Below are 16,143 nucleotides of genomic sequence, written 5' to 3'. Positions count from 1 at the left end.
CAGGGTAGCACGGGGCGTGCGAGCGGTCAGCACCCCGTCAGCGTGCGGTCACCCGCGCCCGCTCGCCAGCGCCACCGCCTGCCGCACCGACAGCTGCGGCAGGTAGGCGCGCACCAGCGCGATCCCGATGGCGGGAAGTGCCACAGGGTCGGGGTACGCCATGATCAGCGGGTGCAGCTCCGGCTGGAACTTGCGCTTGAAGTTGAGCAGCGACCGGAAGCCGTACACCGGCTCCAGCGACACACTGAGGAAGTTCAGGATGCGGTCCATGCCGCGCGACTCCCCTTCGCCTCCCTGCCCTCCCGCACTCGCGGTGTGGGCGAGCGGCGCGGCGGACAGGCTCATGAACTCGACGCCCTCGTCGCGCATCCGGGTGGCTGCCTCGGCGATCAGGAACTCCATCACACCGTTGATGCTGCCTGGTCGCCTGCGCATGAAGTCGAGCGTCCAGCCGACGACAAGGCCGTTGCGGTAGCTGGGCAGCCAGCTCGTCACGCCCTCGATGCGCCCCGACTCGTCGATTGCGAGCATCAGCATCACGGCGGGGTCGCGCAGTTCGTCGAGACCGCCGAGCGTGAAGCCCATTTCCGGGAGGTCCTTCTCTGCCACCCACTGCTCGGAGATGTCGGAGAGCTGCACGGCGGAGCTGAGCGGAAGCGCCTGGTACGTCGTCCACTCCGCGCGGATGCCTGCGCGCTGCGCACGGTTGATCGAGCTGCGGACGTCCTGCCACTTCTTGCCGGTGGTCTCCCACTGCTGCGGGCGGATGACGGTCTCCTCTGCCACGACCATCGTCGACCATCCCATCTGCTCGAACAGCGGCTGGAGGCCGGCGTCCACGCTGTAGAACACGGGTGTCCAGCCGTTGTCGTCGCAGAACCTGGCGAACCGGTCGATGGACCGGTCGTGCGGTGGATGCGCGCCGAACGGCCCGCCTGTGGTGATCGCGATCCTGCCCACCACCCGGTATGCGATGGCCCGGCCGTCCGTCGGGTCGAACCAGTAGTCGTTGCCCGGCCAGGTGGCCATGAACGAGATCGGGTCTCCCCCGCCGCGCTCCAGGAGCTCGCGCACGCGCGAAGCATCGCTCGTCCCCTTGCGCCACGACGCCCTGCCGCGCATCACCGGGATCGCCCCGATGATCACGATGAGCCAGAACACGGTGCCGATGTTGCGGTAGACGAAGATCGCGAGCGGGGTGGTCGGCAGGTACTGCACCGGCTCGCGGCGCAGGAAGCTCACCGGCACGAACCGTTCGAGCACGTCGTCGAGGAGGTCGCTCAGGTCGAGCGGCCTGGTGAACCCCGTGTCTTTCTGCAGGTAGCCGACCAGCACGTACAGTGCGGCGAGCACGACGCCGGAGATGAGGACCGTGAGCACGTAGCGCCGCACCGACCGCGCGGGAGGGCGCACAGGGAAGTGCTGCCGGAACGCGATCAGCAGGATGGCGATGGCCAGCGGCAGCAGCGCGGAAAGCGCCAGGATGGCCGTCACCTCCCAGTAGCGCGCGCCGACGTGCGGGTGCGGGGCCGAACCGAGCGGGAGGATGCCGAAGTAGAGCGCAGAGAGCACGGCGAGCAGCGCGTTCACCGACACGGCGAGCCAGAGCGCGAACCGGTTGCCGCGCAGCAGCCCGTATGCCGCGACGAGCAGAACGAGCAGCGGGAGCACAGAGAGCAGGATCGGCCCGAGGCCGTTGATCCGCTCGATGGTCAGATCGTGCACGCACTGCCTGGTCACCGCGAACGCCTGGCAGCGCTCGAGCACGGAGCCTTTGTCCGGAACGTCGGAGGTGAACAGCAGGGCGATCGGCGACAGCAGACCGTAGCGCGCTGTGGTGAGCAGCCCGATCACCGGCCCGATCGCGGTGATCGTCACCGCGGACGCGAGCAGCACCCGGATCTCGTGATGGGAGCTGCGAACCCACCCGGCGAGGCGTGCACGCGGCCGCAGCAGCACGCCGAGGCCCAGCCCGGCGAGCACTGCCAGCAGCCGGTAGACGTCGGAGGGCATCCCGGAGTAGAGCACGTACATCACGGCGATCAGCACCGTCAGCACCCGGATGCGCCTGCGCCACAGGGCGCCGGCGAACGCGCTCGCGGCCATGATCGTGCCGCCGAGCGCGGTGAAGACGTCGAGCACGACGAGGTTGTGCACGTTCCTCGCCCACATCTCTCCCGTGGTGGAGGCGAGGAGCTGCAGGCCGATGCCGCCGACTGTGCCGACGAACGCGGTGGCGAAGTACGACAGCGCCGTGCGCCAGGTGCCCATGAGCTGCTCGGCAGTTCCGACCAGCAGCACGGTCAGGATGAGGGCGACGATCAGTTCTGCCAGGTTGTCCGTGAACAGCACGGAGGTGACCGGCGTCCACCAGTGGCCGTCGACCAGCGGACCCGGCCCCGTGCCGAGCCAGATGTGCAGCGGCCGTCTCGGCCCGTGGATGGGGCCGGTCGCGAGAGCGAGCACCAGGATCAGCGCGGTCATCGCCGCGGTGAACGGGTGCGTCGCGATCAGCGTTCCTGTGCGGCGGGCGACGCGCGCGAGCCAGGCCGTCACGGCGGTCACTGGGTGAGCCCCAGGTGTGCTGCGATGAGCGGGAAGCCGTTCCGCAGGGTGTACCGCACGGTGTTCCAATCGTGTGCCGTGCCGGGCGAGATGAGGAGCCGCGTGCGGATTCCGGCCTGTGTCGCATCGGCGTCGAGTGTTCGGGCGAACGAAGTGTACTTCGCGTCGTTCTGGCCGACGCCGAGGATCAGCATCGAGTTCTCATAGGGAGCGTGCGTGGTCATCAAGTGCGCGGGCTGCGCGTCCTCGAACGCCGTCACCGATCCGCCGAAGCCGGACTGGACAGTGGATGCGCGGTCCCCCAGTGTCGGGCCGAGCTCGCTCGACGACGCGAGCGCCGAGCCGAAGACGGTCGGATGCCCGGTGAGGAACTGCACGGCGCAGGTGGCTCCCTGCGAGTAGCCGAACACGCTCCAGGCGGCCGGGTCGCTGCTGACCCGGAAGTGGGCTTTGATCCAGGCCGGCACATCCTTCAGAAGGTAGGTGGCCGAGTTGCCGAATTTGGCCGAGTCGACGCACATCGGGTTGCGGCCGGGTCCGCCGAGCTGGTCGGCGGCGACCACGATGGGCGCGATGCCGTGGTGGGCCGCGGCGAACGCATCCATCGTCTGGCCGATCCTTCCCGCCGTGAACACATCGGCCGGGGCGCCAGGCTGGCCGGAGAAGGCGTAGAGCACGGGCAGCACAGGCGGCTTCGGCGTGAGGGCGGCCGGCGGCAGGTAGACGACGGCCTTCCTGGCTGCGAATCCGGACTCGGTGGCCGGGATGCGCACCGTGCCGATCGTGCCCTTCGCTGGGACGCTCGCCGGCGCTGTCCAGGTGGAGCCGTAGTCGGTGCCGACGTCGGCCACCTCACCGCGCTCAGCGTGGAAGGAGAGCGCCGGGTACGGCACGACGCCAAGCGCGTCGTTGAGGTCGCGGTACTCGCCGAAGTCGACGTTGATGCCCGCGGCCGCCACCACCACGAAGACCGGGATGCTCAGCACGGCGACGAGCTTCCTCCACCAGCGCGAGCGGAACAGGTTGGCCACGGCCAGCCCGATCCCGGCGAACGCAAGCACCGCCCACATCCGGGTCACCGGAGTGAGCGCGACGCCGAAGACGTCCAGCACGTCGACGAGGAGCCAGGTCGCCAGCCAGCCGAGCCCAGCTCCCACCGCGGCTGCGGCGAGTCCGGCCAGCGTGCGTCTGACGGTCGGCCGCACCAGCAGGTACAGCGCGAGGACCGCGGCCAGCACATCGACGGCCACCAGGAACGGCGGCTTGTCGATGCGCAGGGTCATGAGCCAGTTCAGAGCGGTTCCTCTCACAATGCGTGCAAAAGCGGTTCGATTATCGAGCACTCAGGCTCTGGAAGGCTGAGGCCGGGCTGACACTCAGCTGACTCCGAGCGTGCGCCGGGACCCGTCGCAGGGTCAGTCGACCGCGAGCGCCGCAACGGGAGCGACCGCCGTCGCCCGCCTGGTCGGCGCGAGCGACGCCAGGAGGGCCAGGATCGCGGCCGCCACCACGATGATCCCGATGAAGGACCACGGGACCACTGGCGCCTGCAGCCCACCGCCAGGGATGCTCCCCAGCAGTGACTGCGCGCCCACCCAGCCGTAGGCGGTTCCGAGCACCAGCCCGGTGATCACGGCGGCGATGGTGAGCTGGGCGCTCTCGGCCAGGATCATCCTGCGCACCTGCGACGCACTGAATCCGAGCGCCCGCAGGAGGCCGAGTTCGCGTCGCCGCTGCAGCACGCTGAGGGAGAGGGAGTTGATCACCCCGACCGCCGCGATGATCGCCGAGAAGCCGACCAGCACGCTGAACACCAGCATGGTGACCGTGAGCACACTTTCAGCTCCCGCATACAGCTCAGGCTCGTTCTGCGACGCCTGCCGGATCATCTGGAGGTACGACTGGGCGGCCACGACGAACATCGTGATGAGCGTGACGCCGATCACCAGCCCGATCGTGGTGCGCGAGCTCCGCTCGGGGTTGCGCACCGCGTTCGCCGCGGCGAGCTTGCCCGCCGCTCCCCGGCCGAACAGCATCCCGACTCCGCGGAGGACGGCGGGCATGAAGAACGGAGCGGCCAGCACGATGCCGGTGAACGACAGCACGCCGCCCGGCATGGCGATCAGCACGCCGTACCCGCTGGCGATCGGGATGCCGGTTCGTGCGAACACGCCGAGCCCGAGCAGCAGCCCGAAGACGAGCAGCGCCAGCCCAGCGACCAGCAGCGCGGCGGCGACGACGATGCGCGCTCGCTGCCGCACGGCGGCGGGCGGCCGCTCCTCCGCGGCGCCGAGCGCCTGCACGGGCGTGACGGTGAGCACGCGCCTGCTGCCGACCCACGAGGCGAGCCAGGTGGTCACGACGACCACGGCCACGGGGGCGAGCAACGGGGGCGTGATGACCGGGTAGAGCACATCCGGCAGCACGCCGACGGCGACGAACAGCCGCACCGCGGCGAGCGAGAGCACCGCGGCGGTCACCCCGCCGATGGCGGCCCCGATCAGACCGACCGCGAGTCCTTCGCTCGCGACGGAGCGACGCTGAGTCCGTGCGCTCGATCCGATCAGCCGCAGCAGTGCGATGGTCCTGGTGCGACCGGCGATCACGGTCGCGAACGTGTTGGTGGTCACGATGGCCCCGACATAGACGGCGATGACGAAGAACACCCCGGCGACGATGCCGAGCGCAACGCCCACTGAGGAGTACGCGCCGACCTCGCTGGCGGCGATGTACGCCGACAGCACGCCCGTGGTGGAGAGCAGCGCGACACCGAAGGCCGCGCTGAGGGCGGCGACCAGGATGCTCGCGCGGTGGTCCCTGGCGTTCGCGCGGAACGCGGAGAACGGGCGGCTCACGCGCGCTGCTCCATGCCGAGCATGTACGACGAGATGTCCTCGGCGGCCGAGCGTGGACGCTCCGCCGCGACGCGGCCGTCGGCGAGGAACACGATGCGGTCGGCGTAACTCGCGGCGATCGGGTCGTGCGTCACCATCGCGATGCTCTGACCGTATGTGCGACTCGCCTCCGCGAGCAGCGCGAGCACCTCGCGGCCGGTGCGGGAGTCGAGATTCCCTGTGGGCTCGTCCGCGAAGATCAGGTCGGGCCGGGTGGCGAGCGCTCGCACGATGGCGACGCGCTGCTGCTGCCCGCCCGACAGCTCGTGCGGGCGGTGGGTGAGCCGTGAGCGCAGGCCGAGCGAGTCGATGAGGTGGTCGATCCACTCCCCCTGCGTCCTGGTCGGGCGGCGCCCGTCGAGCTCGAACGGCAGGTGGATGTTCGCGGCGACGTCGAGCGTCGGCACCAGGTTGAACGACTGGAACACGAAGCCGACGCGACGGCGCCGCAGGACGGTGAGCTCCGCATCCCCCAGGCTGGTGATCTCGGTGTCGCCGAGGAACACCTGACCGCCGGTGACGGTGTCGAGCCCGGCCATGACGTGCATCAGGGTCGACTTGCCGGAGCCGCTCGGCCCCATGATCGCGGTGAAGCGTCCGGCGGGGATGCCCAGCGAGACGCCGTCCAGCGCGTTCACGGTGCCTGCGCCGGTGCCGTAGGACTTCGTGGCATCCACCACGCGGGCCACCAGCGGCTCTTCCGGCGGAATGGTCGAGCTGGCTGAGGTGACGGTCTCGGTGGTGATGTTGTCCATACTCCCCACGCTAGAGAGCCGGGCCGGGGCGCCGAATCGGGCGGTGGGGCTATCCGCTATCAGCCCTCAGGATGATCTCTGGGGCGCTATTCGGCGGACGTGAGCCCGTGCTCGAACGCATAGACCACCATCTGCACGCGGTCGCGGAGGCCCAGCTTGCTCAGGATGCGGCTGATGTGCGTCTTCACCGTCGCCTCGCTCAGATACTCCGTCGCCGCGATCTCCGAGTTGCTGAGGCCGCGGGCGGCGAGCACGAAGATCTCCTTCTCGCGCGCGGTGAGGCTGCCGAACTCCTCCGGCTCCGGCTTCACCGGCACGCTGGAGGAGAAGAACTGGAACAGTTCGCGCGTCGCCCCCGCCGCGATCACGGCGCTTCCCGCGTGCACGGTGCGGATGGCCGCGAGCAGAAACTCGGGCTCTGCGTCCTTCAGCACGAACCCGCTCGCGCCGCCGCGGATGGCGCGGGCGGCGGCCTCGTCGAGGTCGAACGTGGTCAGCACCACGATGCGCGGCGCGGAGCGTGCCTCCCTCGCGGCGCTCTCGATGATCTCCGTGGTGGCGGCGATCCCGTCCATCACGGGCATCCGGATGTCCATCAGCACGACGTCCGGCGCCGTCTCGCGAGCGAGCTGCACGCCCTCCGCACCGTTGGCCGCCTCTCCGACGAACTCGAGGTCGGCCTGGGAGCCCACGAGCATCCTGACCCCCGCTCGGAACAGCGGCTGGTCGTCCACCAGCAGCACCCGGATGCGCTCGGTGGCGCCGTGCGCGCCCGGCACGCGGTCGCCGCTCGCGCCGTCGCCGCTCACGCCGTCTCCCCCGCAGGAAGGAACGCGCTCACCAGGAAGTCGGCGCCGGCCGGCCCCGCCGCGAGACTGCCGCCCGCGAGGGACGCGCGCTCGCGCATCCCCGGCAGGCCGTGGCCGATCCGCGGCAGCGCGCCGCTGGAGGGGGTGTCGATGGTGACGGTCTTCATGGTGTTCCTCACGGTGATGGCGACGCCGGCGCTGCCGTCACCGCGTCCGCGGTCGCCCTGGGCGACTTCGGCGAGGACGACGGTGGCCGGCTGGCTGGTGTCTCCGTGCCGGAGCGCGTTGGTGAGCGCTTCCTGCACGATGCGGTATGCGGCGATCTGCTGGGCGGAGCCGAGCATCCCGTAGCCGCCGATGCGCTCGACGGTGACGTCGAGCCCTGCTGCGCGCACCTGCTCGACGGTGCGGTCGAGGTCGTCGAGCGACGGCTGCGGGCCCTCCGGCTGGGCGTGGCGCAGCTCGGCCAGCAGCACGCGCACGTCGCCGAGCGCCGACCGGGCGGTGGATGCGATGGTCTTGAGCGCCTCGTCGACGGAGTCTGGGTCGGCGTGCCTGGCGTACCGGGCGCCGTCCGCCTGAGCGATCACGACGGCGAGCGAGTGGGCGACCACGTCGTGCATGTCGCGGGCGATGCGGGTGCGCTCCTGCTCCACCACCACGTCCTCCACGGCGCGGGCCCTGTCGAACTCGGCGACCACCTGCGCCCTGCGCGACACGCGCGCGTTGCGCCAGGTGCGCATGAGCAGGCCGAGCACCCACGACAGGCCGAGGACCGTGGCGCTGACGACGACGAGGAAGAAGAACTCCAGCGCCAGCCGGGAGATCGCGCCGGACAGCAGGTCGAGGTAACTCTGGTTCAGTGCGGCGGTGAGCGACAGGTACAGGGCTGCGACGACAGCGCCGAGGCCCGCGGAGATGAGGCCAGACCAGCGCACGATGCGGTCGCCGTACGCCGCGGTCGCGTACAGCACGATCAGGATGCCGACATCGCTGAACTGGATGCTGTGCCCTGTGGTCATCTGCAGCACGGCGGTCAGCCAGGCGATGGCGAGCGCGACCGCGGGCGAGATCCGCCGCACCGCCACAGCCACCGTGAAGCCGATCACGACGACGATCGCGGAGCGCGCTCCCCCGTCGCCGCCGACCCCGAACAGGCCGGCGGAGTCCAGAGGGAGGCAGAGCACGGCGAACAGCACGGCGCCCGCGATGTCGAAGGTGAGCTGCCGCCCGGTGAGGCGGCGCACCAGCCCCGTCCTGTTCGGGTCGCTGGCCGACACCGGCGTGCCACCCGAGGATGCGAGCCAGACGAGCACGGAGTGGTCGGCGGCACCCGTTCCCGCCGCGCTACTCGCGCGCTGCCTGGCCACCAGGAAGCCGAGCAGCCAGCCGGCGACGAACGTCACGGCCAGCAGCAGACTCATCAGCAGCAGCCCGACGCCCTGGCTGGTGTAGTACCCGCCGATCACCGGCCCGATCAGCGGGAACTTGAGCTCGCCGCGCACCGTGAACAGGTAGGCGAGCATCGGGGAGATCAGGATCGCCGACGCGAAGTCGAGCCAGCGGACAACGTTTCCGGCGTGGGCGGCGATGCTGAACACCGCGATCAGCACCGCCAGGGCCGAGATCACCCGGAAGGGCATCGGCATTGAGACGGTTTCGGTCGCCTCCGTCAGCACGGCCAGCCAGAGCATCCCGAGCGACAGCGGCGGCAGCACGCGCGAGATGGCCACGGCGGCGCTGTAGAAGGTGAGCGCGAGCGCGGACTGGAATTCGAACGGCAGCCCGGTGATCAGCCAGGCGAGAAAGAGGACGACACCGAGCGCCGGTTCGAGGACCCAGCGATACGGGACGATCCTCTCGACCAGGCTGGAACGGTTCGGCATCCCTCTACGCTACGGGGCGCACGGGCAGGACGCCGCGCCGAGACGCGGATTTCATCCCAGGGATGTACGCGCAGTCCGGAAGCGCGGCGCGCAGAACCGCGGCGCGCAGAACCCCAGCGCTCAGAACCCCAGCCGCCCGAGCTGCTTCGGGTCGCGCTGCCAGTCCTTCGCAACCTTGACCCTGATCGACAGGAACACGTGCTTGCCGAGCAGCTCCTCAATCGGAACGCGCGCCGTCGCACCGACCTCCCTGATGCGGCTGCCGCCCTTGCCGATCACGATCGCCTTCTGGCTGTCGCGCTCCACGAACAGGTTGGCGTAGACCTCGACCAGGTCTTTGTCGTCGCGCTCGATGATGTCGTCGATGGTGACGGCGAGCGAGTGCGGCAGTTCGTCTTCGACGCCCTCCAGCACGGCCTCGCGGATGTACTCCGAGATGCGGTCCTCCAGCCCTTCGTCCGTGACGGCGTCCGACGGGTACAGCGGGGCAGGCGAGAGCGGCAGCAGGCGCATCAGCTCGCTGGTGAGCGTGTCCAACTGGATGCGGCTGGTCGCCGACAGCGGAACGATCGCCTCCCACTCGCGCAGCGCGGACACCGCGAGCAACTGCTCGGCGACGGCCGCCTTGCTCGCCGCGTCGATCTTGGTCACGATCGCGACCTTCTTGGCCCGCGGGTACTCATCCAGCTGCTCGTTGATGAAGCGGTCGCCCGGGCCGATCTTCTCGTCGGCGGGCACGCAGAAACCGATCACGTCCACATCCCCGAGGGTGGACTGCACCAGCGAGTTCAGACGCTCGCCGAGCAGCGTGCGCGGCCGGTGGATGCCCGGGGTGTCGACCAGGATGAGCTGGCCGTTCTTCTGATGCACGATGCCGCGGATGGCGCGGCGAGTGGTCTGCGGCTTGGAGGAGGTGATCGCCACCTTCTCGCCGACGAGTGCGTTGGTCAGGGTGGACTTGCCGACGTTGGGGCGGCCGACGAACGACGCGAAGCCGGCATGGAAGTCGTTCACGAGTGGTTCTCCTCTTCCGACGCCCCTGGCGCCGAGATCAGTGCGGCGTCGCGTTCGACGAGCACGGTGGTGACGTGTTTGCGGCGGCCCTCAGTGCGGTCCACCGTGAAGCGGAGGCCGTGGCTGGAGGCGGTGGAGCCGACATCGGGAAGGCGGCCGAGCGCCTTGGCGACCAGTCCGCCGACGCTGTCGACGTCGTCGTCCTCGATTTCGACATCGAACAGCTCGCCGAGGTCGTCGAGCGGCAGGCGTGTGCTCACCCGGTACCGGCCGTCGCCGATCTGCTGCACCAGCTCGACCTCGTGGTCGTACTCGTCGGAGATGTCGCCGACCAGCTCCTCGATCAGGTCTTCCAGAGTGACCAGCCCGGCGATCCCGCCGTACTCGTCGACCACCATCGCCAAGTGGTTGGACTCGAGCTGCATCTGCCGCAGCAGCGCGTCTGCCTTCTGCGACTCCGGCACGAACAGCGGAGGGCGAGCGATGTCGCCCATCGTGATCTGGTCGGCGCCGAGCGGGCTCTCGAAGCTCAGTTTCGCCACATCCCGCAGGTAGAGCACGCCGACGACCTCGTCCGGGTCGCCGTCGATCACGGGCATCCGGGAGACGCCCTTGCTGAAGAACAGGCCCATCGCGGTGCCGAGACCTGCGGTCTTGTCGACCGTGACCATGTCCGTGCGCGGGATCATCACCTCGCGCACCACGGTCTCGTTGAACTCGAAGATCGAGTGGATGAGCTCGCGGTCGTCCTCCTCCAGCACGTCGAACTCGGTGGCCTCGTCCACGATGCTGAGCAACTGCTCCTCGCTCGCGACCGGCGCCGAGCGGGCACGGGATGGGGTCACCCGGTTGCCGAGCGCCACCAGGCCGCCTGCGATCGGACCGAGCAGCACCCGGATGAACCGCACGAGCGGAGCGGTCAGCCGAAGCAGCATGGTGGAGTTGGCGCGCCCGACGCTGCGCGGGCTCGCGCCGACCAGCACGAACGACACCGCCGTCATGATGAGGGCGGACAGCAGCAGCGAGATCCACCACTCCTCGAAGATCTGCTCGAACGCGAGCGTGACGAGCACAGCCGCTGTCGTCTCCGCCGTGATGCGGCTGAAGTTGATCGCGTTGAAGTGCGCGCCCGGGTCGGCGGCGATGGCGAGCAGCGACTTCTTCGCCCGCGACGTCTCCGCCAGCTCGGCGATGTCGTTCCTGGACTGCACGGACAGCGCGGAGTCCACAGCGGCCATCAGGCCGCCGAAAGCGACGAGCAGGAACGCGACGATGAAGAACAGCGTTGCGAGCATCCGGCGCCTATCGCTGTCGGTCGTAGCGGGAGAACCCCACCAGGATGTCGCGCTGGATGCCGAACATCTCGCGTTCCTCAGCCGGTTCGGCATGGTCGAAGCCGAGCAGGTGCAGGATGCCGTGCGTCGTGAGCAGCAGCAACTCCTCCATCAGGGAGTGCCCGGCCGTCTCGGCCTGAGCCTGGGCGACCTGCGGGCAGAGCACGACATCGCCGAGGAGCCCTGCCGGTGCCGGTTCCTCCTCCGTGCCTGGGCGGAGCTCGTCCATCGGGAAGCTGAGGACGTCCGTCGGACCTGGCTCGTCCATCCACTGCACGTGCAACTGCTCCATCGCCGCCTCGTCGACCAGGACGATGGCGAGCTCGGCATCCGGATGCACGTGCATGATGTCGAACGCGTACCCCGCGAGGCGCTGCAGCGCCGCCTCGTCCACCGCGATGGCCGACTCATTGTTGACTTCGATACTCATGGGCCGGGCCTAACGTCGTTTCGGGAAGCGGTCGCGCGGGACGGAGGAGCGGCGCTCGGCGCGGTTGGCGAACTCGGCCGCCTGCTCGCGCTCATAGTGCAGCGCCTGCTTCTGCGCGTCGTACTCGGTGTATGCGTCCACGATGCGTCCGACCAGCGTGTGCCGGACGACGTCGTCGCTCGTGAGCCGCGCGAAGTGGATGTCGTCGATGTCTTTCAGCACGCGTGTCACCAGGCGCAGACCGCTCGCCGCGGTGGGCAGATCGACCTGCGTGATGTCGCCGGTCACGACCATCCGCGAGCCGAAGCCGAGCCTGGTGAGGAACATCTTCATCTGCTCCGGCGTGGTGTTCTGCGCTTCGTCGAGCACGATGAACGAGTCGTTGAGGGTGCGCCCGCGCATATACGCCAGCGGCGCGACCTCGATCGTTCCTGCCGCGAGCAGCTTGGGCACGATGTCCGGGTCCATCATCTCGTTGAGGGCGTCGTAGAGCGGACGCAGGTAGGGGTCGATCTTGTCGGTGAGCGTGCCGGGAAGGTAGCCGAGGCGCTCTCCTGCCTCGACGGCCGGGCGCGTCAGGATGATCCGGTTGACCTCTTTGCGCTGCAGGGCCTGAACGGCCTTCGCCATCGCAAGGTAGGTCTTCCCCGTGCCGGCCGGACCGATGCCGAACACGATCGTATTGTGATCGATGGCGTCGACATACTGCTTCTGACCGAGCGTCTTCGGCCGGATCGCTTTTCCCCTGGCGGTCAGGATCGCCTGGCTCAGCACATCGGACGGGCTCAGGCCGAGACCGGTGTCGAGCATCTTCGCCGAACTGGTCACCTCGGCCGGGCTGATCTCCTGGCCGTTGCGCACCATCAGCAGCAGCTCCTCGATCAGGCGGCGGGCCGCATCCACCTGGGCCGGGTCGCCCGTGAGCGAGATCTCGTTGCCGCGCACGTGGACGCTGACCTGCGGGTACTGCCGCTCCAGAGTGGTCAGCAGGCGGTCCTGCGGGCCGAGCAGCCGCACCATCTGCACGCCGTCGACGTGCAGGCGCGCCTCGGACGTGTCCGCCGAATCCGTGGCTTCCGGTTCTTCCGCTGCAGGCGTTGATTCGCTAGTCGGCAAGGCTTCCTTCCTCGAGCTCTCCGCTCAGAACGTGGGCGTGGACGTGGAACACGGTCTGCCCCGCGTTCGCCCCTGTGTTGAAGATCAAACGGAAATCGCCGTCCGCGTGTTCCTCGGCGAGTCGTTTCGCCGTCGCGACCAGCTCGGCGAGCAGCGCGGGATCGCCGGCGGCCAGCTCGACGACATCGCGGTACTCCTCGGTCTTCGGCACCACCAGAAGGTGCACGGGCGCCTTGGGCGCGATGTCGCGGAACGCGATGATGCGCTCGCCGTCGTAGACGATGTCGGCCGGGATCTCCCCCGCGATGATGCGCGAGAAGATCGAGGGCTGCTCGGTTTCCATGTGTTCCATCTTAAGCGCCGACTACCAACGACCGATGGATGCGTTCAGCACGGCCAGAGCGGCGGGCCCGGCCGTCGAGGTGCGCAGCACCGTCGCGCCCAGGCGCACGAGCTCGGCCCCCGCAGCGCGGAACGCGTCGAGCTCGGACGGTGCGATGCCGCCTTCAGGGCCGACGACGAGCACCAGCGGGCGCGCATCGCTGCTCGCCTCGCGCACCGCATCGGTGAGCTTCGCCTCTGCGTCGGGCTCCAGCACGAGCACTCGGGAGTCGGCGCAGAGCGCGGCGACCTGCTTCGTCGTGGCCAGCTCGCCGACCTCCGGCACCCAGGCGCGGATCGACTGCTTCGCCGCCTCGCGCACGATGGTCGACCAGCGCTCGCGGCCTTTGGCGACCTTCTGCCCCTCCCACCGGGAGACCGAACGGCTCGCGGCCCACGGGACCACCGCATCCACACCGAGCTCGGTGGCCGCCTGGATCGCGAGTTCGTCACGGTCGCCCTTTGCGAGCGCCTGCACGAGCGTGATCGCCGGAGCCTGCCGCTCGACGCGCTGCACGTCGGCCACGTCGATGGTGAGCTCGGCGCTGGTCGCCTCGACCACCTCGCCGCCCGCCACCAGGCCGCGGCCGTTGCCGATCATCACGGTCTGGCCCGGCCTGGTGCGGTTCACCGTCGCCGCGTGCTTCGCCTCCTGCCCCGTGATCGACAGGCGTTCGCCGACCGAGACCTCGGCCAGGTCTTCGCGCAGGTAGAGGGAGCTCATCGCAGGTTCAGACGTTCAGGAAGCGGTCGCGCAGCTTCGCGAACAGGCCCTGCTGGAACCGCGCGAGCGACGGCTCGCCCTGCTTGTGCGTGCTGGCGAACTGCTTGATCAGCTCGCGCTCCTTGTGGTCCAGCTTGGTGGGGGTGACCACCTGGATGCCCACTCGCAGGTCGCCGCGGCCGTTGCCGCGCAGGTGCGTGATGCCGCGATCCTTCACCGTGATGATGTCGGCGCTCTGGATGCCGGCCTTCAGCTCCAGCTTGATGTCGCCGTCGAGTGCCTTCACCGTCGCCGTGGTGCCGAGGATCGCATCCGTCATCGCCACTTCGAGCGTGCAGAGCAGATCGTCGCCGTCGCGGCTGAACACGTCGTGGTGCTTCACCTTGATCTCGAGGTACAGGTCGCCGTTCGGGCCGCCGGCCGGACCGGCCTCTCCGCTGCCCGGCATCTGCAGGCGCAGGCCGGTGTCGACACCGGCGGGGATGTCGACGGGGACGGTGCGACGGGCGCGCACGCGGCCCTGACCCATGCAGGTGACGCACGGCGTCGCGATCACGGTGCCGTATCCGCGGCAGGTGCCGCACGGCGTGGACGTCATCACGTTGCCGAGAAGCGACCGGACAGAGCGCTGGATGCTTCCTGTCCCGTGACAGATGTCGCAGGTGACGGGAGCGGTGCCCGGCTGGCAGCACGAGCCGTTGCAGGTCTCGCAGACGATGGCGGTGTCCACCTCGAGGTCGCGGTGGGTGCCGAAGATGACCTCGTCGAGGTCCACCTCCACGCGCAGCAGCGCGTCCTGGCCGCGCTCGCGGCGCGACTTCGGGCCGCGGGACTGCCCGCCGCCGCCGAAGAAGGTCTCGAAGATGTCGCCGAAGCCGCCGAAGTTCTGGCCGGCTCCGCCGAACCCGGCCTGCGGCCCGAGGTCGTACTGCTCGCGCTGCTGCGGGTCGCTCAGCACGTCGTACGCGTGGGTCACCAGCTTGAAGCGTTCGGACGCCTCGGCGGACGGGTTCACATCCGGGTGCAGCTCACGGGCGAGGCGGCGGTACGCCTTCTTGATCTCATCGGGGGTGGCGTTGCGCTCAACGCCCAAAACTTCGTAGTGGTCGGCCACAGACGGCTTATCCTTCGTGTTCGTTGTCTTATTCGCCGAGCAGGCGGGAGAGGTAGCGGGCCACCGCTCGCACGGCGGCCATGTTGCTCGAATAGTCCATGCGGAGCGGGCCGAGCACGCCGAGACGCGCCAGCTCCGACCCGGATGCGGTGTAGCCGCTCGACAGCACGGACGTCTCGGCGAGCCCGAACGACGCGTTCTCGCGCCCGATGCTCACCGCCACCCCGTGCTGATCGCCCGCCATCTCACCGAACAGCTTCAGCAGCACGACCTGCTCCTCGATGGCCTCGAGGACGGGGTAGATGCTCCCGGAGAAATCGTGCTCCGTGCGCACCAGGTTCGCGGCTCCTGCCATCACCAGCTTGTCCTGACGGTTCGCAGCGATCTGCTCCATCAGGGCGGAGGCGACGGGAGCGACCAGCGCCTGCGTGCGCTCGGTCAGCGCATCCGGAAGCTGGGCGAGCCTGGCGGCGGCGTCCGCGAGGGGAAGCCCGGCCGCTGCCCCGTTGATGGCGCCGCGGATCTCCGCGACCTCCTCGTCGGACAGATCGGCTGCGAGTTCGATGGTGCGCTGCTCGACGGCGCCGGTGTCGGTGATCAGCACGCTGAGCAGCCTCCGCGGCGCCAGCGTGACCAGCTCGATGTGCCGGATGCGCGACCGCGACACCGACGGGTACTGCACGAGAGCGACCTGGTTGGTGAGCTGCGAGAGCATCCGGACGGTGCGCGCGAGCACATCGTCCAGGTCGGCCGACTCGCCGAGGAACACCTCGATGGCCTGCCGCTGCGCCTGGCTGAGCGGACGCACCTCCGCGAGGTGGTCGACGAACAGGCGGTAGCCCTTGTCCGTCGGCACCCGACCGGAGGAGGTGTGCGGCGCGGCGATCAGGTCTTCCTCTTCCAGGGCCGCCATGTCGTTGCGGATCGTCGCGGCGGAGACGCCGAACGAGTGACGCTCGACGATGCTCTTGGAACCGACCGGTTCGCGCGAGGCGACGTAGTCCTGCACGATCACGCGCAGCACCTCGAGGCTCCGCTCAGAAACCATCCGACCCGCCTCCCGAAGACCCTTAGCACTCACTGAACCTGAGTGCTAATCATAACGCGCTGACACGCCCACG

14 protein-coding genes are annotated in these 16,143 nt (G+C 69.4%); all 14 read right to left on the bottom strand.

All coding sequences use genetic code 11. The features are described 5' to 3' along the window. Positions 1-48: 48 nt before the first annotated feature. Entirely contained in the window at positions 49-2,565 is a 2,517-nt protein-coding gene (locus ACYVGI_RS06530) for a phosphatidylglycerol lysyltransferase domain-containing protein (RefSeq protein WP_460631829.1), read from the bottom strand. Beyond that, positions 2,562-3,848 carry an alpha/beta hydrolase gene (locus ACYVGI_RS06525; protein ID WP_460631828.1) on the bottom strand — a complete coding sequence of 429 codons (1,287 nt, stop codon included), beginning with the start codon at positions 3,846-3,848 and terminating at the stop codon, positions 2,562-2,564. The genes ACYVGI_RS06530 and ACYVGI_RS06525 overlap by 4 nt, the downstream gene beginning before the upstream one ends. A gap of 132 nt (positions 3,849-3,980) precedes the next feature. Then, complete coding sequence (locus ACYVGI_RS06520) at positions 3,981-5,420, bottom strand: ABC transporter permease (RefSeq protein WP_460631827.1); 1,440 nt, start codon at positions 5,418-5,420, stop codon at positions 3,981-3,983. Next, positions 5,417-6,214: an ABC transporter ATP-binding protein gene (locus ACYVGI_RS06515; protein WP_460631826.1), complete on the bottom strand. Its 798-nt coding sequence runs from the start codon at positions 6,212-6,214 to the stop codon at positions 5,417-5,419. Before ACYVGI_RS06515 ends, ACYVGI_RS06520 begins: the two co-directional genes overlap by 4 nt. Positions 6,215-6,300: 86 nt before the next feature. Beyond that, positions 6,301-7,023, bottom strand: a complete 723-nt coding sequence (locus tag ACYVGI_RS06510) for a response regulator (RefSeq protein ID WP_460631825.1) — start codon at positions 7,021-7,023, stop codon at positions 6,301-6,303. Further along, positions 7,020-8,909, bottom strand: a complete 1,890-nt coding sequence (locus ACYVGI_RS06505; protein ID WP_460631824.1) for a sensor histidine kinase — start codon at positions 8,907-8,909, stop codon at positions 7,020-7,022. The genes ACYVGI_RS06510 and ACYVGI_RS06505 overlap by 4 nt, the downstream gene beginning before the upstream one ends. A 120-nt stretch (positions 8,910-9,029) precedes the next feature. Further along, on the bottom strand, positions 9,030-9,923 hold the full coding sequence (era, locus tag ACYVGI_RS06500) for a GTPase Era (protein ID WP_460631823.1): 894 nt from the start codon (positions 9,921-9,923) through the stop codon (positions 9,030-9,032). Further along, entirely contained in the window at positions 9,920-11,218 is a 1,299-nt protein-coding gene (locus tag ACYVGI_RS06495) for a hemolysin family protein (RefSeq protein WP_460631822.1), read from the bottom strand. Before ACYVGI_RS06495 ends, era begins: the two co-directional genes overlap by 4 nt. Positions 11,219-11,225: 7 nt before the next feature. After that, entirely contained in the window at positions 11,226-11,687 is a 462-nt protein-coding gene (gene ybeY, locus ACYVGI_RS06490; RefSeq protein WP_055893629.1) for an rRNA maturation RNase YbeY, read from the bottom strand. A gap of 9 nt (positions 11,688-11,696) precedes the next feature. After that, positions 11,697-12,803 carry a PhoH family protein gene (locus ACYVGI_RS06485; protein ID WP_460631821.1) on the bottom strand — a complete coding sequence of 369 codons (1,107 nt, stop codon included), beginning with the start codon at positions 12,801-12,803 and terminating at the stop codon, positions 11,697-11,699. Next, on the bottom strand, positions 12,793-13,146 hold the full coding sequence (locus tag ACYVGI_RS06480) for a histidine triad nucleotide-binding protein (RefSeq protein WP_460631820.1): 354 nt from the start codon (positions 13,144-13,146) through the stop codon (positions 12,793-12,795). The genes ACYVGI_RS06485 and ACYVGI_RS06480 overlap by 11 nt, the downstream gene beginning before the upstream one ends. A gap of 21 nt (positions 13,147-13,167) precedes the next feature. Then, complete coding sequence (locus ACYVGI_RS06475; protein ID WP_460631819.1) at positions 13,168-13,908, bottom strand: 16S rRNA (uracil(1498)-N(3))-methyltransferase; 741 nt, start codon at positions 13,906-13,908, stop codon at positions 13,168-13,170. Between the two features lie 7 nt (positions 13,909-13,915). Next, a complete protein-coding gene (gene dnaJ, locus ACYVGI_RS06470; RefSeq protein ID WP_460631818.1) occupies positions 13,916-15,022 on the bottom strand; it encodes a molecular chaperone DnaJ in 1,107 nt (368 codons plus the stop codon). 28 nt (positions 15,023-15,050) lie between these two features. Further along, on the bottom strand, positions 15,051-16,070 hold the full coding sequence (gene hrcA / locus ACYVGI_RS06465) for a heat-inducible transcriptional repressor HrcA (RefSeq protein ID WP_460631817.1): 1,020 nt from the start codon (positions 16,068-16,070) through the stop codon (positions 15,051-15,053). Positions 16,071-16,143: the final 73 nt, after the last annotated feature.

The sequence above is a fragment of the Leifsonia lichenia genome, from assembly GCF_054780215.1.
Note: the sequence above shows the minus strand (reverse complement) of the source record. Positions and strands in the feature narration are given on the sequence as shown.